The sequence below is a fragment of the Alkalihalophilus lindianensis genome (genome assembly GCF_032843265.1).
Taxonomy (GTDB): Bacteria; Bacillota; Bacilli; order Bacillales; family Bacillaceae_D; genus Alkalihalophilus; species Alkalihalophilus lindianensis.
Genome location: NZ_JAWJBA010001031.1, coordinates 1 through 236 on the forward strand (window position 1 = coordinate 1; position 236 = coordinate 236).

General features: G+C 38.6%; 1 pseudogene. It reads left to right on the forward strand.

Going from position 1 to position 236, the window contains the following annotated elements:
- Nucleotides 1–236 (forward strand): annotated as a pseudogene (locus tag RYX56_RS25245) (hypothetical protein); the annotation flags it as partial.

A 236-nucleotide genomic window follows, 5' to 3' on the forward strand; every position in this document is an offset into this window, starting at 1 on the left:
AGAAAATGAAATCGCCCATACGGAAGAAGAACTTCGAATCATCCTGTCAGAAAGCTTTAAAAGTGGCGAAATAAACCAATCAGAGTTTAAGTATGTGAATAAAATCTTTGATTTTGTCGATCGAATTGCTAAAGAAATAATGGTCCCTCGAACAGAAATTGTTTCATTATCGAAAGATGACACGCTTGAGGCTTTACTCCGGGTCATTCGCGAGGAGAAGTTTACCCGCTATCCAA